The following is a 20,375-nucleotide window of genomic DNA, read 5'->3' as shown; positions in this document are numbered from 1 at the left end:
CCTTGTGCAGTTGATTTATTTGGCTTCAAGCGCCATGACCCGAAAGATCAGGCCGACGTGCCGCGCCATGTTGTCGATGTTGGCCGTCGCCAGCGCAGCGATCTCCTCGCTGAGCAAGATATTCAGGCTCTCGGAGCCGACGACCACCGTGACGCTTTGCGCCGGTAATGGTGAGATATCCAGCGTGAATTTTTGCAGTACTCGCGCCGCCGCCGCTTTGTAAGTCAGCAACTTTCCGGCCACTGAATAAACCGCCAGTAACGTGCCGGTAGAGAGGTAGAAGCCGAACTCCCCGATCTCGTATTCATCAGGCCCGTCGAATAATGCAGCCATTCTCAGTTGCCCTGGATCAAGGTCTTCGTAATCCACGATTGCCACGCGCTGTCGCTCATTGCGAAGCGCAGTTTCCGCTCCAGTTGGATCGTAGCGGGCAGTGCCGGCACCGATGTGAGTGATCTCACCTTTCAAGCCTTGGTTCTTTGCCTGCAACACTTCCGCCAAGCCGGCGGAAGTGAAGCGAACCAAGCGCGTAATGTCTTCTGTCATGGCTGCGCCCTGAGGTCGTAATCGTTAATGGTGTAGCGTTGGGAAATTCCAATGCTGATAAGCCGCGCACCGAACTCAAGTACCGGCAGTGCTCCGCATAAAACCAGTTCACTGTCGCTCAGCGGCCCGTGCAAAGCTGCCGCCGCGCCCAGGCCGCCGCGCGTTTGATGCACGACGGTGATGGTGGCTTGGTCGCGCTCGCTCTTGGCGGCATTGATTCGCTGTATCAAGCGACTGTGATCACCGCTGGCCCAGCCTTGGCCGATGATGGCTTGCACATCAAAGGTGTAGGGATGGGCATTGGGTTGCTGTTCGTACCAGGCGGTGACGTGGGGCGTGAACCCCAGGGATTCGACGGCACGGTTCAAGGCCTGGCGGGTGCCCGCCTGGCGCTGGATCTGCCAGGACAGCGAAACCGTCAATCTCTTTTCCAGATCGCTGGCTGTCGCATCCCATTCGCTGACGCCGCGATCCGCCGCCAGATAAGGCAAGAAGGAGGACGGTGTCTGGCTCGCGTTCATCAGCTCGGGGAATGGCGGATCAATGCGCTCCAGCAACCGGGCGAAACCCAGGTCAAGTGCTCGTTCCAACGCTGAGCTGTTGGCGGGCAACAGGCTCGGACGAGAGGCGTCATCACTCATAGCGTGTCCACCTCAACCTCGACGCCCGTGCAATACGGGGCTTGGAAAGCTGTCGTCACTATCGGCACCAGCGGTTCGAGAATTTGCAATTGAACCGCCCCTACGCTGTGCAGCATGTAGTCGATCCAGCTTGGATCGACCCGGCCCTCCAGGCGATGACACGCCTCGGCGTATGCTTGCAACTGCTGTTGCGCGGCGACCTTGGTCAGGCCCGAGTCAGGGCCGGCATTGATCTTCGCCACGACACGGATCTTGTAAGGTTTGATCTGCGCGGCCTGGACGATGACCAGGTCAGTTTCCGGGCGCACATCAGGCCGGGCGAAATGTTGGCGAACACCCTCGAGCAATGCCTCCGACGGTGTACCGTCACCCTCTCGGGAAAGCACCGTCACCGTAACTTCACCCGGTGCCGTGCGGCGTCCATTGCCGTCCTTGACCTGGGCGGCAAGCCCATCCGGGTCGAAGCTGTACGTCACCGTCACGACACCCGCCGCACTGCTGTCCACCTTTACTGCGGGGCGTGCGCCAAGGGTAAAAATCTCCCGCCGATACTGCATGCGCGAACCGGCCGCCGGGGCATGGGGCGCCAGGTAATAACGCAACCGGGCGTCATCGTCGCTTTCGTAGACCGGGGCGATGGGTGGGAACGCCGCCGGATCGCCCGGGTCGAGCAACTGGCGTTCGAGGCCCATGTCGGCCAGGCGGGCATCGAGGTTACTGCCAGTGGCCCACCAGGCCAGCATCTGCTTGATCCGGGCGTTGTATTTGCGTTCGTGGGTTTGCAGGCGCACGCAGAAGGCCTCGAGGGCCAGGGTCAGCAACTCGCTTTCGTTTTCCAGGCTGACCGCAAGCCTCGCCGCGCTGTCGGGCGAGCGCGCACCGACGTACTCGACCACGAAGGTCTTGAACTCGGCGAGCAGATCCTCGAACGCGTCAACGGTGACGATGGCCGGTTCGGCCAGTTGGTTCTGGCCGGGTATCAACATGCTCATGTCACCACCTCGAAAGTCTGTTTGCGGTTTTTCCAGGTGCCGGCGAAGCGCAGCAGTAATCCGGCGCCCTGGCGGCTGGCGACGATGACCTGCGGCTCGAAATCGCTGATGCCGTTGTGTGGGTTGTAGAAGGCTTGGGCTGCGTGACTCTGGGCAAGAATCAGCAGGTCATCGCCGAGGTTCTGCCCCAGCAATTGCGTGAGCGCGCAGCCATACAAAGGGCGTTTCTGGCGGGTGCCCAAGGGGGTGGTCAGCGCCCGGGTGGCGCGCTGCACGAACTGCGGCCAGTCATCCACCGTAGCGCCGGTGTTTCTATCGATTCCGATCATGGGAAGCTCTTATGCGGTACTGATGACACGCCCCTGGTGATCCACCAACGGGCCGCTCAGGTGCACACCGGAAGCGTCGAGCCGGATGCCGACGGCACCCAGTTGCAGGTCGATGGCCTCAGGTGTCATCGCCAGCCTCGACGGGCCGATGGTTAATTCGAGGGATTCACGGGAACCGGTGAATGTCGCCGGGCCGTTTTTCCAATGCAGTACATGACTGGCATGGTCGTAGCCGTTTTCCGTGGCATCCGGATAAAGGCGACGGGTCAGCGTTGCCTGTGTCGAGACGGGAGGAAACTGACCGCCGTTGAGGCCGAACAACGCCACCGATTGTCCACCGTCATCGCCGCCGCCATGGTTCAGCAGCAGGCATTGCTCACCCACGGAGGGAATCCGCGATTCGCTCTGGGCACCGGCACTCGGGTTGAAAAAGCGGATCGCCGGGGTTAACAGCTCTCCATGGGCGACCTTGCAGGTATTGGTGGCCGCATCGACTTCCTGGCAGACGCCGATGCGACAGAGATTGTCTGCGCGTCGGTACAAGTCTTCGAGCTCGGTTTCCATCCCGGCCAGGCGCTCGATGATCGGCCCCAGGTACAGGCGTAGAAGCGCATCGAACATGGTTCAGCCCTCCAGTGCGGTGTATTGGTCCGGGTCGTCGATGTTCGACACTTCCCAGGTGCGGGCGAATTTCGGGATGCCCAGCGGGTCCTCCAACAGCGTCGGACCGAGGTACAGGGTTTGGGTGAATGAAACGGCCCAGGCGCTGTACGGCCGGGTCCCTCCGTTGAACACCGATGCAACGCCCTCGATATCCGTGGGCCGGCTGCACTGCTCAGCTGACAGATCCCAACGGTTGTCGACGATCAGGCGTTTCAACTGGCAGGCCAGGTCGCAGGCCGTCAAACCCGTGCCGGGCGAAACGACTTGCATGGAAAGCGTCAGGACATGGGCGATACGCCCGTCATTGGCACGGTTGCCTGACGTGTCGCGTTCGATGGCGATCAATACCCAAGACTGATCGCCGGTGTCGTCAAAGTCCTGGAGACTTCCAACCTTCAAGTCGGGAAAGGTGGTACGCAGCGTCTCGGCAATGGCGGAAAACAACTGCGAGGGTTTTTCGATGAGAGTGGGCATTGGATGGCCTCATTCCTGTGGATCGGCGGCACCGGCTCATTGTTGGTCGGGACGGGAATCCGGCGGTGGCACTTCACAAACGCCAATCCGCTTGGCGACCCAACGTTCGTAGAGACCGATGGCCACATCGGCACCGGCCATGGCGGTCAGGCACCCCAAGGCGCAGGCACTCCAGATCGACATGCCGAGGGCATACAGCAGCATGATTGCCGAGACACCGCAGATCACGCAGGCGCCGGAGCGCAAGGCCAGGCGCCGCAACAGCGACCAGCCTCGGGCACCTTCCTTGTCGGCACGCCACATCTCGCCGGACACCCCGCCCACCAGGGCGAGCAGGATGACCAGCCAGATCGGCATGTCCAGCAACGCTTGTTGCTCGTTTGTCATTCACGCCTCCTGGGGGTGATTGGGGTGGGCAATTGCGGGACGAACGGTGTTTTACAACCGCTCGACAATGACGTTGTCGACAAAAGCGAAGTGAGCATTCGGATCCTGCTCATTCCAAAAACTCAGCGTGGTTTGATCGCTCACCGCGGTGAAATCGTAGGTTCTGGTTTCCCACACCGTTGCGTCGCTGGTGGCGACAGGGGTGTCGAAACGGGCGGCCTGACCTGCCACCTTGACGTTGATGATGCCGGTCCCCGTGCGGTTCACGTATTTGGAACTGCCAGCACTGAACGTCAGGCGATAACCTGCGCCAACTACCGTGCTGATGTTTTGCTGGATGCCACCGCCGTTTTGATAGGTGTAGTTGGCGAGGTCAACACTCATCGCCCCTTCAGCGGCGACTGAGCTGCCAATGGCAGCCCTGACATTGATGTATTCCACACCCGACAGAAACGTGGTCCAACCGGTTACGAAGTCGGCTTGGGCAGGGGTATTCAGAACGCAGTCATTGCCACAACCGGGGGTTTCAAAACTGCCATTCACGACCAGGTTGGCCGCGAAGGCAGAACTGCCCACCGCCAACATCGCCATGGACAGGACGAACGAACCAATAAGTTTTTTGATTTTTTTCATGCTTTCACCTGAAGAGTCGATGTTCTTGCGCGGAGCATTCCGCATTCATGTCGCTCAAAGGCGTTCACTCGAGGCTCAACGGCCTTCACATGATTCAACGTCCCACACCGGGCACATTTGATCTGGAGTTCGGTGTTCTCGCCCATGCGGGCCAGAAGTCGTTTGCAGCGACCGCATCTGAAATCCTTCAGCATTTGAAAGCCCTCCATTGGCGGCGGTGATGATTTGAAGCGCCTCACGGCGCAGGCATTCCAAAAAGCCCGGTCGCCCAGGCTTTTCAGTAATGCGCTTGATCTTTCGGCGCGACTGGCGCGGTACGGATCCATTCAAATTGTTCCTCCGGCCGCGGTCCCTGCCCGCCGGATAACTGCTTCTGGTGCTTTACGCTGCACACCTGGGCCAGTTGCCAACCCTCTGAACCGTTGAGGCCGGTTCATCGCTGCCTGTTGATGAAACTAAAGAGCGGTTGTTGCCAGCCACTTTGTCGAGCGGCTTGGACACAGAATATGCATGGATGCATATACAGTCAATGCACAAATGCATTTATTTATGCGCGACAAATGCATCAGCGCATTGCCGCCCAGTGGGAACAAGGGTTGGCGCCCTTTTCGTGGGCGAAAAAAAACCCGCACATCGGCGGGTTTTATCTGACAGCGGAAGGGTTAGCGGGCGTACATGCCCCACCAGAAGACATGGCCGAGGATGACGATCTGCTCATCCTGCATTTCCTGGAAGCTGTAGTCTTCGTCCGGATGCTCATCGCGGTTGAAGCTGCGCAGGCGGATGCCGGTGGGCAGACGGTAAAGCTGCTTCACCCGCAACTGGCCGTTGTGATTGATGGCGTAGAGGTCACCGTCGACGATGTCGCCGATTCCGCATTTACCCGCATTCACCCCGACCGTGGCGCCATCGCGCAGCACCGGCAACATACTGTTGCCGCGTACTGTCACGCATTTGGCCTGGTCGAACTGCACGCCGTTATGACGCAGGCTGCGCTTGCCAAAGCGCAGGCTTGAGCGCTCGCTCTCCTCGATGACGAATCTTCCTGATCCAGCAGCCAATTCAACCTCACGCAGAAAAGGAACCGACACCTCGTCTTCTTCGACTGGGGTATCGTCATCCCAAAGGCTTATGTCCTTGAGCTCGGAATGCGGCTCGTCGCGGCGGCTGTTGCCGGCAGGCAAAACATCGGCGCGCCCGCGCAATTGGTCGGTGCTCACGGCGAAGTACTCGGCGATCTTCGAGATGTGTTTATCCGAAGGATCGACGATCTTGCCGCTGAGGATCCGCGAGAGGGTGGATTGAGGCACGCCGGTACGCCGGTGAAGCTCCGTGGGGGAGATCCCGTGCTGATCGAGCAATGCTCTTAATACGGTAGAAACGTTGCGTTTTTGCATAACGCGCATAGTGCTTGTTCTTTTCGAAGAAGACAAATGCTGATTTGCATAAACATGGGATGCAGCACACTTGAAGCCTATTCAGGCCAGTGTGGCGAGGGGATTTATCCCCGCTGGGGCGCGAAGCGGCCCCAAATGCCGCAGCCATTGAATTGACTCTAGGGGCTGCTGCGCAGCCAACGGGGATAAATCCCCTCGCCATAAGAGCTTGCTGGCCACGAAGAAACGCCTCCTACACATTCTTAGGAAGCCGCCGCCCCTGCGTCCTTCAAATGCGCGGCACCAGGCTACATCGCCTTGCGTCTCTGCCTACAACTGCGCCAGAATCCGCCGGCTTGTCCATCTTGGATCCCATCGGTACTTTGGTTCTCGTCACTGCCCATCAGTGATCGGGTTTAGTCGCTCGGTACTCCAAGGTGCTCACTGCTCCATTAGTCAGGTATCTCATCCCTGTACTTGATGGTGGCTGTGCGCAGGGCGCCCTCGGGCGCGCCGGTTTCTTGGATCCCCGGTCGACTAACCTGCGTACAGCTGCCACCCCTCGTTTAGTCGCGAGTGCGTGGTGGCTCAACTTCAAGGATCCATAGAATGCCGAAGAACACTCCAAATCCCCCTGACGATCACGTCTCCCGCAGCCAATCGGCCAACGCCAAGAAACTCGACGAAGCCGCCACCCGCGCCCTGGACTATTACCTCAAACCAAAAGCCGACAAAGAAACCTGCGACATCCTCGACACTCTTTTCATCATCGCCCCGAACATCGACGCCGAATGCCTGCTCGCCAACCTCAGCGAAACCCTGGCCTCGGCCAATGCCATGGTCAGTGACCTGGCGTTCGACCTGGAGGGCTCGCGGCGGCATATCGCGCTAGGGGTCCAACAGATGATCGAGCTGGGCCAGTTGCTGGCGAACCGGGCGTTGGATGTGGTTGAGCCGAGGTAACGCATTCATCAACGCATGACCCCATGTGGGAGCGAGCCTGCTCGCGATGGCGGCGCAATAGTCGGCAGATACGTTGCCTGACACGCCGCTATCGCGAGCAGGCTCGCTCCCACAGGGTTACCCCGCGGCTTATCCGACCGACATCAGCCATATGTCGTTTTTTTTGCCGGCAATCAAGGGCTACCATTCAAAGCCCATTGGAGCCACTCCATCTGGGTCGCACCAGCCCCCCCATGTTAACCTTGCGCCCATCGCGGAAAAGCCGGGCCGATGCCCCTCCTTTTGCCCTACCCCTTTCAACGAGTTTGCCTGACACCGATGAATACAGCCGTGAACGATCTGTCCTCCCATACGCCGATGATGCAACAGTACTGGCGCCTGAAGAATCAGCACCCCGATCAGTTGATGTTCTACCGCATGGGCGACTTCTACGAGATCTTCTATGAGGATGCGAAGAAGGCCGCCAAGCTGCTGGACATCACCCTGACGGCGCGTGGGCAATCGGCAGGCATGGCGATTCCCATGTGTGGGATTCCTTACCACGCGGCGGAAGGTTACCTGGCGAAACTGGTCAAGCTGGGTGAGTCGGTGGTGATCTGCGAGCAGGTCGGTGACCCGGCCACCAGCAAGGGACCAGTGGAAAGGCAAGTGGTGCGCATCATCACACCGGGTACGGTCAGCGATGAGGCGCTGCTGGACGAACGCCGGGACAACCTGATTGCCGCCGTGCTGGGGGACGAGCGCCTGTTCGGCCTGGCGGTGCTGGACATCACCAGTGGCAATTTCTCGGTGCTGGAGATCAAGGGCTGGGAAAACCTGCTGGCGGAGCTGGAGCGGGTCAATCCAGTGGAACTGCTGATCCCCGACGACTGGCCCAAGGACCTGCCGGCAGAAAAACGCCGTGGCGTTCGGCGTCGGGCGCCGTGGGATTTCGAGCGCGACTCGGCGTTGAAAAGTCTTTGCCAGCAATTTTCCACCCAGGATCTCAAGGGTTTCGGTTGTGAAAACCTGACCCTGGCCATCGGCGCCGCCGGTTGTCTGCTGGCCTACGCCAAGGAAACCCAGCGCACCGCCCTGCCCCACTTGCGTAGCCTGCGCCACGAGCGCCTGGACGACACGGTGGTGCTGGACGGGGCGAGCCGGCGTAATCTGGAGTTGGACACCAACCTGGCCGGTGGACGGGACAACACTTTGCAGTCGGTGGTCGATCGCTGCCAGACCGCCATGGGCAGCCGGCTGCTGACCCGTTGGCTGAACCGCCCCCTGCGGGACCTGACGGTGTTGCTGGCGCGGCAGACCTCCATTACTTGCCTGCTGGATCGTTATCGCTTCGAGCAGTTGCAACCGCTGCTCAAGGAAATCGGTGACATCGAGCGAATACTGGCGCGTATCGGCCTGCGCAACGCCCGCCCACGGGATCTGGCGCGCCTGCGCGATGCCCTCGGCGCGCTGCCGGAACTCCAGGTGGCGATGACCGACCTTGAAGCGCCGCATCTGCAACAACTGGCACGGATCACCAGCACCTACCCGGACCTGGCCGCGTTGCTGGAAAAAGCCATCATCGATAACCCGCCCGCCGTGATCCGTGACGGTGGCGTGTTGAAAACCGGCTATGACGCCGAGCTCGACGAGTTGCAAGCCCTGAGCGAAAACGCCGGCCAGTTCCTGATCGATCTCGAAGCCCGGGAAAAAGCCCGGACCGGCCTGAGCAACCTCAAGGTCGGCTACAACCGCATCCACGGCTACTTCATCGAACTGCCGAGCAAACAAGCCGAGCAAGCACCGGCCGACTACGTTCGTCGCCAGACGCTCAAGGGTGCCGAACGCTTCATCACCCCGGAACTCAAGGCCTTCGAAGACAAGGCGCTGTCGGCCAAGAGCCGCGCCCTGGCCCGGGAGAAGATGCTCTACGAGGCGCTGCTCGAAGACCTGATCAGCCAACTGCCGCCCCTGCAGGACACCGCTGCCGCCCTGGCGGAGCTGGACGTGCTGAGCAACCTGGCCGAGCGTGCGCTGAACCTGGACCTCAACTGCCCGCGCTTTGTCAGCGAGCCGTGCATGCGCATCAGCCAGGGTCGCCACCCGGTGGTCGAGCAAGTATTGACCACCCCGTTCGTGGCCAACGATCTGAGTCTGGACGACAACACCCGCATGCTGGTGATCACCGGTCCTAACATGGGCGGTAAATCCACCTACATGCGCCAGACTGCCCTGATCGTGCTGCTGGCCCACATTGGCAGCTTCGTACCCGCGGCAAGCTGCGAATTGTCCCTGGTCGACCGGATATTCACCCGGATCGGCTCCAGTGATGACTTGGCCGGCGGGCGTTCCACGTTCATGGTGGAAATGAGCGAAACCGCGAACATCCTCCACAATGCCACCGAACGCAGCCTGGTGCTGATGGACGAAGTCGGGCGCGGCACCAGTACCTTCGACGGCCTGTCGCTGGCCTGGGCGGCGGCCGAACGCCTGGCGCACCTGCGGGCCTACACGCTGTTCGCCACCCATTATTTCGAGCTGACGGTGCTGCCGGAAAGCCAGCCGCTGGTGGCCAACGTCCACCTCAACGCCACCGAGCACAACGAACGCATCGTGTTCCTGCACCACGTGCTACCCGGCCCGGCCAGCCAGAGCTATGGACTGGCAGTGGCACAGCTGGCGGGCGTGCCGGGCGAGGTGATCAGCCGCGCCCGCGAGCACTTGAGCCGCCTGGAAACCTCCAGCCTGCCCCATGAAACACCACGCCCGAACAAAGGCAAACCGGCCGTACCGCAGCAAAGCGACCTGTTCGCCAGCCTGCCCCATCCGGTGCTTGATGAGCTGGCCAAGCTCGACCTGGATGACCTGACACCACGCCGGGCATTGGATTTACTCTATGCATTGAAGACACGGATCTAACGCAAGGGCGTTCAAGCTGTTAGAATCGCGCGCGGTTTGGGATGCTGCGGACTATTAGCCTGGTCCGCTCCCAAGCCTGGCGACCCCACCGTGAAGAGGGATCCGCTGCCGCCGCCTGAGGAGAGAATTAGAAATGACCTTCGTCGTCACCGACAACTGCATCAAGTGCAAGTACACCGACTGCGTAGAAGTCTGTCCGGTGGACTGCTTCTACGAAGGGCCGAATTTCCTGGTCATTCACCCGGACGAGTGCATCGACTGTGCCCTGTGTGAACCGGAATGCCCGGCGAACGCCATTTTCTCGGAAGACGAAGTGCCGTCCGGCATGGAGAACTTCATCGAGCTGAACGCCGAACTGGCGGACATCTGGCCGAACATTACCGAGAAGAAAGATGCGCTGCCGGACGCCGAAGAGTGGGATGGCAAGCCAGGCAAGATCGCAGACCTCGAACGCTGATCATCTGCGTTCTTCGAAAAGGCCCCTTGCGGGCCTTTTTGCTTTCCGGCGGCTGGAATCGATCAGAGAGGTCGAACGCAGTGCGTCCGTAGAGGCGTTCCCAAGCAGCCCGTTACCAATTCGCAGGCAAAAAAAAGGGGCGGTTTGACCCGCCCACATTTTTTCCCTAATCCCTTTGATCCTTTTCATCATCCTGATGAATCGCATCCTGCGATGTCCTTCCTTCCCCATCGTCCGTGACGGGTGTGTCTGTCCGTCGACACAGGACTGATATTAGTGTTTTCCCCAGCGAGCGCAATTCATCCGAAGCGGCCGACAGCACCTGTCACGCCTCGTTCATCTATTTAAATACCCTTTAAAATCAATAGGATAATAAAAAGAAGCGGCATTGATTGTCGTCTGTCCCCGGCCACGAGGAACCGAACACTTACACAACACTAGGCAAAAGCTTACAAGCCGAGCCGGAAACATGGCAGGGCCGAGACCCTCCCCCCAGAAACGGCAAAGCCCCGAACCAGTCGGGGCTTTTCCTGCTGCACTTGCCGGGTTGCTATTGGAACAGCGACTCGCTCGAGAGGCCGTTCTTCTCCAGGATCTCGCGCAGACGCTTGAGGCCCTCCACCTGAATCTGTCTCACCCGCTCGCGGGTCAAGCCGATTTCCAGGCCTACATCTTCCAAGGTGCTGCTTTCATGGCCACGCAGGCCAAAGCGGCGGATCACCACTTCCCGCTGCTTGTCCGTCAGCTCCGAAAGCCATTGGTCGATGCTCTGGGACAAGTCGTCATCCTGAAGCAGTTCACAAGGGTCCGTGGGGCGCTCGTCAGTAAGGGTGTCCAGCAGGGTCTTGTCCGAGTCCGGCCCCAACGAGACATCCACCGAGGAAACCCGTTCATTGAGCCCAAGCATGCGCTTGACCTCACCCACCGGTTTTTCCAGCAGATTGGCGATCTCTTCGGGTGAAGGCTCATGATCGAGCTTCTGGGTCAGCTCACGGGCGGCCCGCAGGTAGACGTTAAGCTCCTTGACCACATGAATAGGCAACCGGATGGTACGCGTCTGATTCATGATCGCCCGTTCGATGGTCTGGCGGATCCACCAGGTCGCGTAGGTCGAGAAGCGGAAGCCTCGCTCAGGGTCGAATTTCTCGACGGCGCGAATCAGCCCCAGGTTGCCCTCTTCGATCAGGTCCAGCAGCGAAAGCCCACGATTGACGTAGCGTCGGGCGATTTTCACCACCAGGCGCAAGTTGCTTTCAATCATGCGTTTTCGACCAGCCGGGTCACCGCTTTGCGACAGCCGCGCAAAATGAACCTCTTCCTCTGGGGAGAGCAGCGGTGAGAAACCGATTTCGTTGAGGTACAGCTGAGTGGCGTCAAGCGCCCGGGTGTAATCGATGTACTTATGTTGTTTAAGTGAAGTGGAGTGTCTGGATTTGGCACGAACGGAAGGAGGAGACGCTCCCTCATCATTCGACATCGAATCCATAGCGATGCCGGTCTCCATCAGGAGAACCTCATCGTCGATGTCAAACTCCGGCACTTCTTTACTGAGAGCCATTGTTATAGTCCTTTGGTGAGTTCGACCTCAAGCTCAAGCGACGCCTTTATCCTTGGCAACGCTGGAGCCTGTTCCCTCTACGTGACGGAACAGGCTGACAACCAAATCAACGACGTGGCAGGAATTGCAGTGGATCTACCGGTTTACCTTGTCGGCGAATCTCAAAGTGCAGTTTCACCCGGTCTGTACCTGTGGAACCCATTTCGGCAATTGTCTGTCCGACCTTGACCTGCTGCCCCTCCCGAACCAACAGCCTGCGGTTGTGACCGTAGGCACTGACGTAGGTATCGCTGTGTTTGATGATCACGAGTTCGCCGTAGCCCCTCAAACCACTCCCGGCGTACACAACCGTGCCATCAGACGCGGCTAAAACAGGCTGTCCCAAATCCCCGGCGATATCAATTCCTTTATTCAAACTACCGTTTGAAGAGAATTTTCCAATGAGAACGCCACTAGAAGGCCATCCCCAGCCAGTCGGGGCGGGGCCTGCAGGAGGCAGGGGGGCAGGTGCCGGTTTGCTCGCGACGGACGGTACTGTCGTCGTCGCAGCCCCGATCGGCCGGCGGATGACCGTAGTTTTGCTCGATGACGAAGGTGTCGTATCCGACTGCGTGACGACCGCCGTAGGCGTTGACCCACTGCGACCATCGAAGCGAATCGCCTGACCTGGATGAATCGTATAAGGCGCAGGAATGTTGTTCCGCGCGGCGAGGGACTTGTAGTCCCAGCCGTAGCGAAAAGCGATGGAAAACATGGTATCGCCGCGACGGACTACATACTGACCGGTCGTTACTGTAGGACGCTGCGGTGCAGCACTGTTGCGATCGACAACCCGGACATTGCCCGGTGGCGTACTGGAACAACCGACCAGCAAGGTACTCAAGACAAGGCCAGTCACCAGGCGCTGAAAACTCGTGATACCCATACGCTGCGCAATGACTGTGAGACTCACCCGCCGCTCCCTTTGTGGTGGTTGAAAAATTGGAAACTGCCTGCCCGGGCAGACACTATGCAAGTATAACGGAGCGCGACTGCGTCTCTATTAATGAAGCGCCAAGCGCTGTCGCACACGTTTGCTCGACGCCATTGAGCCCTGTTCGACATTGGGGGGCCGCTGTAAGACACAACCCACGCCTCGGAATTCAGCGTCCGTTTATAAATGCTCAGGCCAATGGCCCGTTGAGTAGCGGCACGAACCGCACCGCACCCAGGACATGGCGTGAAAAACCTTGTTCTTCACGCACGATCAACATCAACTGCTGAACCTCACCGGAACCCACCGGAATGACCATCCGCCCACCAGGGGCGAGTTGATCCAGCAGGGCCTGAGGTACATCGGTGGCCACTGCGGTGACGATGATGCCGTTATAAGGTGCCAGCGCCGGCCAGCCCTCCCAACCATCGCCCCAGCGAAACACCACGTTGCGCAGGTTCAGTTCAACCAGGCGCTCCTTGGCGCGATCCTGCAGCACCTTGATTCGTTCCACGGAAAACACCCGCTCCACCAGTTGCGACAACACCGCCGTCTGGTAGCCCGAACCGGTGCCGATTTCCAGCACTTTGTCCAACGGCCCCGCCTCCAGTAGCAACTCGCTCATGCGGGCCACCATATAAGGCTGGGAAATGGTCTGGTTGTGACCGATCGGCAACGCCGTATCTTCGTAGGCGCGATGGGCCAGGGCTTCATCGACGAACAAATGCCGAGGCGTACGGCGAATCACTTCCAGCACTTGGGCGTTGGACAGGCCTTCTTCGTAGAGCCGCTGAATCAGTCGCTCTCGGGTTCGCTGGGAGGTCATGCCGATCCCCCGGCGCAGCATATCGTCTTGCTCACGCATCAACTCAGCCCCTCCAGCCAGCCATCAATGTTTCGAAAGGCATCGTTGAAGGTCCGGTCTAGCTGCAACGGGGTGATCGAGACATACCCCTGCATTACCGCATGGAAATCGGTGCCCGGCCCACCATCCTCCGCGTCACCGGCGGCGGCGATCCAGTAACCGGCCTTGCCCCGCGGGTCGACCACGTGCATGGGCTTGGCGGCGCGGGCACGATGGCCCAGACGCGTGAGTTGGATACCACGAATGTGATCCAGGGGCAGATTCGGGATGTTCACGTTCAGCACCGTGCGCGGCGGCAGGTCCAGTTCGCCATGGGCTTCTACCAGCTTGCGGGCGAAGTAGGCAGCGGTAGGCAAGTTATCGACCTGCCGTGAAACAAACGAAAAGGCAAACGATGGCTGTTTCAGGAAGCGACCTTCCAGGGCGGCGGCGACTGTACCGGAATACAACACGTCATCTCCCAGGTTGGCGCCCAGGTTGATGCCCGAGACCACCATGTCCGGCTCGCGCTCCAGCAGGCCGTTGAGGCCCAGGTGCACGCAATCGGTAGGGGTGCCGTTGAGGCTGATGAAACCGTTATCCAGATAACAGGGGTGCAACGGACGGTCGAGCGTCAGCGAGCTGCTGGCGCCGCTTTTGTCCTGGTCCGGGGCGATCACCACGCACTCGGCAAAATCCGCCAACGCAGCATAAAGCGCGGCAAGACCGGGTGCTGTCACCCCGTCGTCGTTAGAAATCAGAATACGCATGGGCTGTCCGTCTGCCCCACCGGCACCAGATCGACGAGTTCGCGCACCAAGACAGTGGCGAAACATCCGGCCGGCAGGACGAATTCCAGTTGCAGAATGTCTAGCGAGGGATAATGCCACGACAGCCCGCCAATGGGCAGTCGCAGGATGCGACGTTCGTGACTCATTCCCGCGTTTACCAACCAATCGCGCAAGTCCGCTTCGCGCTCGGCGACGGCCTGTTCCAGATCGTGGGTCACGCCCGAGGCCGGCGAAGGGCCTTCGCCCCACAGTGGCCCGGTCGGGTGCAGATCGAGAATCGCCAGGCGCGGATCGTTGCATTCAGCTTCACCTGCCGGGAAAAAGCTGCGGCTGTCGGTGAAGGCCAGCAAGTCGCCCACCAGGGCTTGTCGCCAGGTACCGTCGGCCACCCGTGCCGCCAATACACGGTTGAACAGGAAACTGCGGGCTGCCGACAACAGCCGCGAACGCACGTTGCGTTGCTCCGGCAAGGCCCTGCGTGCCGCCCAGGCACGGGCATCGACGACGTTGCCGCCGTCATGACCAAAGCGCTGGGTACCATAGTAGTTGGGGATTCCCTGGCGGACGATCTGTTGCAGGCGCGCGTCGATGGCCGCCGGGTCGCCCTTGAACTGGGTCAGACGCAACGTGAAACCATTGGCCGAGTGCGCGCCGCGCTGCAGCTTGCGCTTGTGGCGACCGGTCTTGAGGATCTTCAGCGTGTCGTTCTCTGCCGCCGACAGGTCCGGATCCGCCTTGCCCGGCAATTGAATGCTGAACCATTGCCGCGTCAGGGCCTGACGGTCCTTGAGCCCGGCGTAGCTGACGGTACGCAGCGGCACACCGGCGGCCTTGGCAATTCGCCGGGCCGCCTCCTCGGTGTTCAAGCCACGCTTTTCGACCCAGAGCCACAAATGCTCGCCATCGCCGGTCAACGGGATGTCGAGCACTTCATCGACCTGGAAATCTTCAGCAGTGGCCTTGAGCACCGCGCTGCCCAGTGACTCGCCATAGGCACGCGGCCCCAACAATTCCAGTTCGGTCATGGGCGCAGCAACAAGGCAACGGAATGGACGGCAATGCCTTCTTCGCGACCGACGAAACCCAGCTTCTCGGTGGTGGTGGCTTTCACGTTCACCTGGTCCAGCTCAACTTGAAGATCCTCGGCAATCAACTGGCGCATGGCCTCGATGTGCGGCGCCATTTTCGGCGCCTGGGCAACAATGGTGTTATCGACATTGCCGACCTTCCAGCCCTTGGCTTGGATCAGCGAGACCACATGGCGCAGCAGCACGCGGCTGTCGACGCCCTTGAATCGAGGATCGGTGTCGGGAAAATGCTTGCCGATATCACCCAGGGCCGCCGCGCCGAGCAATGCGTCGCTCAGGGCGTGCAGCAGGACATCACCGTCAGAATGCGCGAGCAACCCGAAGCCGTGTGCGATACGCACGCCGCCCAGCGTAATGAAATCGCCTTCAGTGAAACGGTGAACATCGTAGCCGTGGCCAATACGCATAAAAAAAAGCCCTGATTTCTGTCAGGGCGTGATTCTACCTGCATTAGACGTTTAGAGCGCGTGCATGATGTTGCAGATGGTCATCAATGAAACTGGCGATGAAGAAGTAGCTGTGGTCGTATCCCGGTTGCAGGCGCAACTCCAGGGGATGACCCGCAGCCTTCGCCGCCTGTTGCAAGGCTTCAGGCTTGAGCTGGTTGGCCAGGAAATCGTCGCGATCGCCCTGGTCCACCAGCAACGGTAGCTTCTCGTCAGCCTCGGCAATCAGCGCACAGGCATCCCATTCACGCCATTTCGAGCGGTCTTCCCCCAGGTAACGGGAGAAGGCTTTCTGACCCCATGGGCAATCCATCGGATTGTTGATCGGCGAAAAGGCCGACACCGAACGGTAACGTCCCGGATTGCGCAAGGCGCAGACCAGCGCGCCATGGCCGCCCATGGAGTGACCACTGATGCTGCGCTTGTCCGACGCCGGAAAATGCGCCTCGACCAACGCCGGCAATTCCTGCACCACGTAGTCATACATCCGATAGTGCCGCGCCCAGGGTTCCTGCGTGGCGTTCAGGTAGAAGCCCGCACCAAGGCCGAAGTCCCAGGCGCCGTCCGGATCACCCGGTACATCGGCGCCCCGAGGGCTGGTATCCGGCGCAACGATGATCAAACCCAACTCGGCAGCCATACGCTGGGCACCGGCCTTCTGCATGAAGTTCTCGTCGGTGCAGGTCAGCCCGGACAGCCAATACAACACGGGCAACTTGCCACCATGCTCGGCCTGCGGTGGCAGGTACACGGCAAACACCATGTCACAGCCGAGCACTTCGGAGCGGTGCCGGTAACGCTTGTGCCAGCCGCCGAAGCTTTTCTGGCAGGAGATATTTTCGAGGTTCATAACTTCACCTCAGCTCCAAGCTCCAAGCTGCAAGCCGCAAGAAAAAGCACCGCGCTTCACTTGCAGCTTGTAGCCTTTGGCTTGCTGCTGCTCTTAAAAATGAATGACGGTACGGATGCTCTTGCCTTCATGCATCAGGTCGAATGCCTTGTTGATATCTTCCAGGCCCATGGTGTGGGTGATGAAGGTATCCAACGGGATCTCGCCCTTCTCGGCCATTTCCACGTAGCTGGGCAACTCGCTGCGACCGCGCACGCCGCCAAACGCCGAACCGCGCCAGACGCGGCCCGTCACCAGTTGGAACGGACGGGTGGCGATTTCCTGGCCGGCACCGGCCACGCCGATGATCACCGACTCGCCCCAGCCCTTGTGGCAGCATTCCAGTGCGGCACGCATCAACTGGACGTTGCCGATGCACTCGAAGGAAAAGTCCACGCCGCCGTCGGTCATGTCGACAATGACCTCCTGGATCGGACGGTCGAAGTCTTTCGGATTGACGCAATCGGTAGCGCCCAACTGCTTGGCAATCTCGAACTTGGCCGGGTTGATGTCGATGGCGATGATCCGCGATGCCTTGGCTTTCACGGCGCCGATCACCGCCGACAGGCCGATACCACCCAGGCCGAAGATGGCCACGGTGTCACCCGGCTTGACCTTGGCGGTGTTGATCACCGCGCCGATACCGGTGGTGACGCCGCAACCCAGCAGGCAGACCTTTTCCAAGGGTGCTTCCTTCGGGATTTTCGCAACGGAGATTTCCGGCAACACGGTGTACTCGGAGAACGTCGAGGTACCCATGTAGTGGAAAATGGTTTCGCCCTTGTAGGAAAAGCGCGAAGTGCCGTCCGGCATCAGGCCTTTGCCCTGCGTGGCGCGAATGGCCTGGCAGAGGTTGGTCTTACCCGACTTGCAGAATTTGCACTGGCCGCACTCCGGCGTGTACAGCGGAATCACGTGGTCACCTACTGCAACCGACGTCACGCCCTCACCGATGGCTTCGACGATTGCACCGCCTTCGTGGCCGAGGATCGAGGGGAAAATACCTTCCGGGTCGGCGCCCGACAGGGTGTAGGCGTCGGTATGGCAAACACCGGAAGCCACCACACGCAACAGCACTTCCCCTGCCTTGGGCATGGCGACATCGACTTCAACGATTTCCAGGGGTTTCTTGGCCTCGAAGGCAACGGCAGCGCGCGACTTGATCATCCGGTCTCTCCATCAAATAAAAACAAGACCGGGAGTGTAATCCGCCGCAGGACGATGAATAATCCAATCAAAAGCAAAACATTATTGCCATACAGGGATAATCCTTCATGTCCGATAACCGCTGGGAAGGGATCGACGAATTCGTCGCCGTGGCCGAATGCAGCCAATTCACCGCTGCAGCCGAACGCCTCGGGGTGTCCTCCTCTCACATCAGTCGACAGATCGTGCGACTTGAAGAGCGGCTACAGACACGCTTGCTGTACCGCAGCACCCGTCGAGTCACCCTGACCGAGGCCGGGCAGACGTTTTTGCAGCATTGCCAACGGCTGCAGGATGGCCGCGAAGAGGCACTCCGGGCTGTGGGTGATCTCACCAGCGAACCCAAGGGCATGTTGCGAATGACCTGCGCGGTGGCCTACGGCGAGCGGTTCATCGTGCCGCTGGTCACCCGTTTCATGGGGCTCTACCCACAATTGCGGGTAGACATCGAGCTGAGCAATCGCCCCCTCGACCTGGTCCACGAAGGGTTGGACCTGGCGATTCGCCTGGGTCGCCTGCAAGACTCTCGCCTGATTGCCACGCGCCTCGCACCACGTCGCATGTACCTGTGCGCCTCGCCGTCTTACCTGGAACGGTATGGTCGACCCCATAGCTTGTCGGAACTGAGCCGCCATAACTGCCTGATCGGCAGTTCCGACCTCTGGCAACTGGAGCAGAACGGGCGGGAATTTTCCCAGCGCGTGCAGGGAAACTGGCGCTGCAACAGCGGCCAGGCGGTGCTGGAGGCGACCTTGCAAGGGGTCGGGCTGTGTCAGTTGCCGGATTACTACGTGCTGGAGCATTTGCACAGCGGCGCGTTGATCTCGCTGCTGGAAGCGCATCAGCCACCGAATACGGCGGTGTGGGCGTTGTATCCACAGCAACGGCATCTGTCGCCGAAGGTGCGCAAGCTGGTGGATTATTTGAAGGAAGGGTTGGCTGAGCGACCGGAGTATCGGGGTTGATGCCGGAGATCAGCGGCGTTTGAACTAGCGCTTCGCGAGCAGGCTCGCTCCCACAGTGGAGCCTGGGTGGACACAAAATCTGTGTACGACATAGATCTTTGTGGGAGCGAGCCTGCTCGCGATGGCGATTTCACTCAGTGGCGATAAGCCCAACGCTGGCGCAACCACTCCAGGTCTTCGGGACGGGTGACCTTGATATTGTCCGACCGCCCTTCGATCAACCGGGGTGCCTGCCCCGCCCACTCCATGGCCGAAGCTTCATCGGTAATCACCGCATCCGCCACCAGGCTGTCGGCCAACGCTCGATGCAAGGCTCCAAGGCGAAACATCTGCGGTGTATAGGCTTGCCAGATCACGCTGCGATCAACGGTTTCCAGCACACGACCGTGCTTGTCGACGCGCTTGAGGGTATCGCGTGCCGGGACGGCCAGCAGGCCACCGACCGGGTCGTTCGCCAGCTCGCCGAGCAGCGTGTCCAGATCGTCCCTGGACAGGTTGGGCCGGGCGGCATCATGCACCAGCACCCAATCATGATCGTCAGCGCCTTGGGCATGCAGATGCAGCAAGGCATTGAGCACCGAATCCGAACGCTGCGCGCCACCGTCTACCCGCTGGATGCGAGCGTCGTCGGCACAAGCCAGGGTCGGCCAGTAAGGATCATCGTGTGCAACGCAGACCACCACGCCCTTGACGGTCGGATGATCGAGGAAACAGCCGAGGCTGTGTTCAAGAATTGTGCGCCCGCCCAGTTGCAGGTATTGCTTGGGACGGTCCGCGGCCATACGGGCTCCGACGCCCGCGGCAGGAATCACGGCCCAGAAGGCCGGCAATCGGATACTCATTGGGCCAACTGGTAGAGGGTTTCGCCCTCCTTGACCATGCCCAACTCATGACGAGCCCGCTCTTCAACGGTCTCCATGCCTTTTTTCAACTCCATCACTTCGGCGTCCATCACCCGATTACGCTCCAGCAATGCCTCGTTCTCGGCATGCTGGTCGGCAATCTGCTGAGTCAGGTCGGCCACTTGCGCCAGGCTGCCGTTACCCACCCACAGGCGGTACTGCAGGCCGGCCAGCAACAGGAGCAAGACAAGAAACAACCAATTGGGACTGCGCATCGAATATCAGGTATCCAGTGAAAAAAGACCGCCATGCCAAACTTTGAAACGTCTGATAGCACGAAGCCTGGAAGAACCAGGCTTGTGCTTCATAAGGCATCAGATTAGAAGCAAAACCGCCGCTATAGCGACTTTTTCG

24 protein-coding genes are annotated in these 20,375 nt (G+C 60.0%); 4 read left to right on the top strand and 20 right to left on the bottom strand.

Translation table 11 applies throughout. From position 1 onward, the window contains the following. Positions 1-15: 15 nt before the first annotated feature. The 10 genes from AD665_RS15770 to AD665_RS15730 form a co-directional block, all read right to left on the bottom strand. Positions 16-546 carry a tail fiber protein gene (locus tag AD665_RS15770; RefSeq protein WP_024779054.1) on the bottom strand — a complete coding sequence of 177 codons (531 nt, stop codon included), beginning with the start codon at positions 544-546 and terminating at the stop codon, positions 16-18. After that, positions 543-1,187, bottom strand: a complete 645-nt coding sequence (locus AD665_RS15765; protein WP_053192739.1) for a phage tail protein I — start codon at positions 1,185-1,187, stop codon at positions 543-545. The genes AD665_RS15770 and AD665_RS15765 overlap by 4 nt, the downstream gene beginning before the upstream one ends. Then, the gene (locus tag AD665_RS15760) at positions 1,184-2,179 is read right to left on the bottom strand and encodes a baseplate J/gp47 family protein (RefSeq protein WP_053192736.1); all 996 of its coding nucleotides are present in this window, start codon (positions 2,177-2,179) and stop codon (positions 1,184-1,186) included. Before AD665_RS15760 ends, AD665_RS15765 begins: the two co-directional genes overlap by 4 nt. Further along, entirely contained in the window at positions 2,176-2,508 is a 333-nt protein-coding gene (locus AD665_RS15755; protein WP_053192734.1) for a hypothetical protein, read from the bottom strand. Before AD665_RS15755 ends, AD665_RS15760 begins: the two co-directional genes overlap by 4 nt. Positions 2,509-2,517: 9 nt before the next feature. Further along, a complete protein-coding gene (locus AD665_RS15750) occupies positions 2,518-3,129 on the bottom strand; it encodes a phage baseplate assembly protein V (RefSeq protein ID WP_024779050.1) in 612 nt (203 codons plus the stop codon). A gap of 3 nt (positions 3,130-3,132) precedes the next feature. Further along, positions 3,133-3,645: a hypothetical protein gene (locus AD665_RS15745; RefSeq protein ID WP_024779049.1), complete on the bottom strand. Its 513-nt coding sequence runs from the start codon at positions 3,643-3,645 to the stop codon at positions 3,133-3,135. Positions 3,646-3,681: 36 nt separating this feature from the next. Then, a complete protein-coding gene (locus AD665_RS15740) occupies positions 3,682-4,032 on the bottom strand; it encodes a phage holin family protein (protein WP_024779048.1) in 351 nt (116 codons plus the stop codon). A 51-nt stretch (positions 4,033-4,083) separates the two neighbouring features. Beyond that, positions 4,084-4,665: a DUF642 domain-containing protein gene (locus AD665_RS15735; protein WP_024779047.1), complete on the bottom strand. Its 582-nt coding sequence runs from the start codon at positions 4,663-4,665 to the stop codon at positions 4,084-4,086. Then, positions 4,662-4,859 (bottom strand): Com family DNA-binding transcriptional regulator, encoded by a 198-nt coding sequence (locus AD665_RS26970; protein ID WP_122319408.1) that lies wholly within the window; start codon positions 4,857-4,859, stop codon positions 4,662-4,664. Before AD665_RS26970 ends, AD665_RS15735 begins: the two co-directional genes overlap by 4 nt. Positions 4,860-5,327: 468 nt before the next feature. Further along, on the bottom strand, positions 5,328-6,062 hold the full coding sequence (locus tag AD665_RS15730) for a LexA family transcriptional regulator (protein WP_024779046.1): 735 nt from the start codon (positions 6,060-6,062) through the stop codon (positions 5,328-5,330). 588 nt (positions 6,063-6,650) lie between these two features. Here AD665_RS15730 and AD665_RS15725 point away from each other — a divergent pair. From AD665_RS15725 to fdxA, 3 genes are all read left to right on the top strand, one after another. Beyond that, positions 6,651-7,004, top strand: coding sequence for a DUF6124 family protein (locus tag AD665_RS15725; RefSeq protein WP_024779045.1), 354 nt, complete (start codon positions 6,651-6,653; stop codon positions 7,002-7,004). Positions 7,005-7,334: 330 nt separating this feature from the next. Continuing rightward, a complete protein-coding gene (gene mutS / locus AD665_RS15720; RefSeq protein ID WP_170167954.1) occupies positions 7,335-9,902 on the top strand; it encodes a DNA mismatch repair protein MutS in 2,568 nt (855 codons plus the stop codon). Positions 9,903-10,035: 133 nt separating this feature from the next. Continuing rightward, entirely contained in the window at positions 10,036-10,359 is a 324-nt protein-coding gene (fdxA, locus tag AD665_RS15715; RefSeq protein WP_024779043.1) for a ferredoxin FdxA, read from the top strand. Positions 10,360-10,909: 550 nt separating this feature from the next. Here the strand turns inward: fdxA and rpoS are convergent. From rpoS to AD665_RS15670, 8 genes are all read right to left on the bottom strand, one after another. After that, the gene (gene rpoS / locus AD665_RS15705; RefSeq protein WP_024779041.1) at positions 10,910-11,917 is read right to left on the bottom strand and encodes an RNA polymerase sigma factor RpoS; all 1,008 of its coding nucleotides are present in this window, start codon (positions 11,915-11,917) and stop codon (positions 10,910-10,912) included. A 106-nt stretch (positions 11,918-12,023) separates the two neighbouring features. Beyond that, positions 12,024-12,869 (bottom strand): peptidoglycan DD-metalloendopeptidase family protein, encoded by an 846-nt coding sequence (locus AD665_RS15700; RefSeq protein WP_024779040.1) that lies wholly within the window; start codon positions 12,867-12,869, stop codon positions 12,024-12,026. A gap of 211 nt (positions 12,870-13,080) precedes the next feature. Continuing rightward, on the bottom strand, positions 13,081-13,716 hold the full coding sequence (locus AD665_RS15695) for a protein-L-isoaspartate(D-aspartate) O-methyltransferase (RefSeq protein WP_162164412.1): 636 nt from the start codon (positions 13,714-13,716) through the stop codon (positions 13,081-13,083). Positions 13,717-13,754: 38 nt separating this feature from the next. After that, the gene (gene surE, locus AD665_RS15690) at positions 13,755-14,504 is read right to left on the bottom strand and encodes a 5'/3'-nucleotidase SurE (RefSeq protein WP_024779038.1); all 750 of its coding nucleotides are present in this window, start codon (positions 14,502-14,504) and stop codon (positions 13,755-13,757) included. Then, the gene (gene truD, locus AD665_RS15685) at positions 14,492-15,550 is read right to left on the bottom strand and encodes a tRNA pseudouridine(13) synthase TruD (RefSeq protein ID WP_024779037.1); all 1,059 of its coding nucleotides are present in this window, start codon (positions 15,548-15,550) and stop codon (positions 14,492-14,494) included. The genes surE and truD overlap by 13 nt, the downstream gene beginning before the upstream one ends. After that, on the bottom strand, positions 15,547-16,020 hold the full coding sequence (ispF, locus tag AD665_RS15680) for a 2-C-methyl-D-erythritol 2,4-cyclodiphosphate synthase (RefSeq protein WP_053192730.1): 474 nt from the start codon (positions 16,018-16,020) through the stop codon (positions 15,547-15,549). Before ispF ends, truD begins: the two co-directional genes overlap by 4 nt. 43 nt (positions 16,021-16,063) lie before the next feature. Next, positions 16,064-16,909 (bottom strand): S-formylglutathione hydrolase, encoded by an 846-nt coding sequence (gene fghA, locus AD665_RS15675; protein WP_053192729.1) that lies wholly within the window; start codon positions 16,907-16,909, stop codon positions 16,064-16,066. Between the two features lie 93 nt (positions 16,910-17,002). After that, entirely contained in the window at positions 17,003-18,115 is a 1,113-nt protein-coding gene (locus tag AD665_RS15670; protein ID WP_024779034.1) for an S-(hydroxymethyl)glutathione dehydrogenase/class III alcohol dehydrogenase, read from the bottom strand. 107 nt (positions 18,116-18,222) lie between these two features. Here AD665_RS15670 and AD665_RS15665 point away from each other — a divergent pair, with 107 nt between their 5' ends. Further along, on the top strand, positions 18,223-19,119 hold the full coding sequence (locus tag AD665_RS15665; protein WP_024779033.1) for a LysR substrate-binding domain-containing protein: 897 nt from the start codon (positions 18,223-18,225) through the stop codon (positions 19,117-19,119). A gap of 134 nt (positions 19,120-19,253) precedes the next feature. On the opposite strand, the gene ispD is transcribed toward AD665_RS15665, so the two are convergent. Both ispD and ftsB read right to left on the bottom strand, forming a co-directional pair. Beyond that, the gene (ispD, locus tag AD665_RS15660) at positions 19,254-19,961 is read right to left on the bottom strand and encodes a 2-C-methyl-D-erythritol 4-phosphate cytidylyltransferase (RefSeq protein ID WP_024779032.1); all 708 of its coding nucleotides are present in this window, start codon (positions 19,959-19,961) and stop codon (positions 19,254-19,256) included. Continuing rightward, complete coding sequence (ftsB, locus tag AD665_RS15655; protein ID WP_024779031.1) at positions 19,958-20,236, bottom strand: cell division protein FtsB; 279 nt, start codon at positions 20,234-20,236, stop codon at positions 19,958-19,960. Before ftsB ends, ispD begins: the two co-directional genes overlap by 4 nt. Positions 20,237-20,375 lie beyond the last annotated feature (139 nt).

Origin of the sequence: Pseudomonas corrugata, assembly GCF_001269905.1 — a bacterium.
GTDB classification, from domain to species: domain Bacteria; phylum Pseudomonadota; class Gammaproteobacteria; order Pseudomonadales; family Pseudomonadaceae; genus Aquipseudomonas; species Aquipseudomonas corrugata.
Note: the sequence above shows the minus strand (reverse complement) of the source record. Positions and strands in the feature narration are given on the sequence as shown.

Coding starts and splice junctions, on each gene's coding strand:
- AD665_RS15770 (WP_024779054.1), bottom strand. CDS start 546: ATGACAGAAGACATTACGCGCTTGGTTCGCTTCACTTCCGCCGGCTTG.
- AD665_RS15765 (WP_053192739.1), bottom strand. CDS start 1,187: ATGAGTGATGACGCCTCTCGTCCGAGCCTGTTGCCCGCCAACAGCTCA.
- AD665_RS15760 (WP_053192736.1), bottom strand. CDS start 2,179: ATGAGCATGTTGATACCCGGCCAGAACCAACTGGCCGAACCGGCCATC.
- AD665_RS15755 (WP_053192734.1), bottom strand. CDS start 2,508: ATGATCGGAATCGATAGAAACACCGGCGCTACGGTGGATGACTGGCCG.
- AD665_RS15750 (WP_024779050.1), bottom strand. CDS start 3,129: ATGTTCGATGCGCTTCTACGCCTGTACCTGGGGCCGATCATCGAGCGC.
- AD665_RS15745 (WP_024779049.1), bottom strand. CDS start 3,645: ATGCCCACTCTCATCGAAAAACCCTCGCAGTTGTTTTCCGCCATTGCC.
- AD665_RS15740 (WP_024779048.1), bottom strand. CDS start 4,032: ATGACAAACGAGCAACAAGCGTTGCTGGACATGCCGATCTGGCTGGTC.
- AD665_RS15735 (WP_024779047.1), bottom strand. CDS start 4,665: ATGAAAAAAATCAAAAAACTTATTGGTTCGTTCGTCCTGTCCATGGCG.
- AD665_RS26970 (WP_122319408.1), bottom strand. CDS start 4,859: ATGCTGAAGGATTTCAGATGCGGTCGCTGCAAACGACTTCTGGCCCGC.
- AD665_RS15730 (WP_024779046.1), bottom strand. CDS start 6,062: ATGCAAAAACGCAACGTTTCTACCGTATTAAGAGCATTGCTCGATCAG.
- AD665_RS15725 (WP_024779045.1), top strand. CDS start 6,651: ATGCCGAAGAACACTCCAAATCCCCCTGACGATCACGTCTCCCGCAGC.
- fdxA (WP_024779043.1), top strand. CDS start 10,036: ATGACCTTCGTCGTCACCGACAACTGCATCAAGTGCAAGTACACCGAC.
- rpoS (WP_024779041.1), bottom strand. CDS start 11,917: ATGGCTCTCAGTAAAGAAGTGCCGGAGTTTGACATCGACGATGAGGTT.
- AD665_RS15695 (WP_162164412.1), bottom strand. CDS start 13,716: ATGACCTCCCAGCGAACCCGAGAGCGACTGATTCAGCGGCTCTACGAA.
- surE (WP_024779038.1), bottom strand. CDS start 14,504: ATGCGTATTCTGATTTCTAACGACGACGGGGTGACAGCACCCGGTCTT.
- truD (WP_024779037.1), bottom strand. CDS start 15,550: ATGACCGAACTGGAATTGTTGGGGCCGCGTGCCTATGGCGAGTCACTG.
- ispF (WP_053192730.1), bottom strand. CDS start 16,020: ATGCGTATTGGCCACGGCTACGATGTTCACCGTTTCACTGAAGGCGAT.
- fghA (WP_053192729.1), bottom strand. CDS start 16,909: ATGAACCTCGAAAATATCTCCTGCCAGAAAAGCTTCGGCGGCTGGCAC.
- AD665_RS15670 (WP_024779034.1), bottom strand. CDS start 18,115: ATGATCAAGTCGCGCGCTGCCGTTGCCTTCGAGGCCAAGAAACCCCTG.
- AD665_RS15665 (WP_024779033.1), top strand. CDS start 18,223: ATGTCCGATAACCGCTGGGAAGGGATCGACGAATTCGTCGCCGTGGCC.
- ispD (WP_024779032.1), bottom strand. CDS start 19,961: ATGAGTATCCGATTGCCGGCCTTCTGGGCCGTGATTCCTGCCGCGGGC.
- ftsB (WP_024779031.1), bottom strand. CDS start 20,236: ATGCGCAGTCCCAATTGGTTGTTTCTTGTCTTGCTCCTGTTGCTGGCC.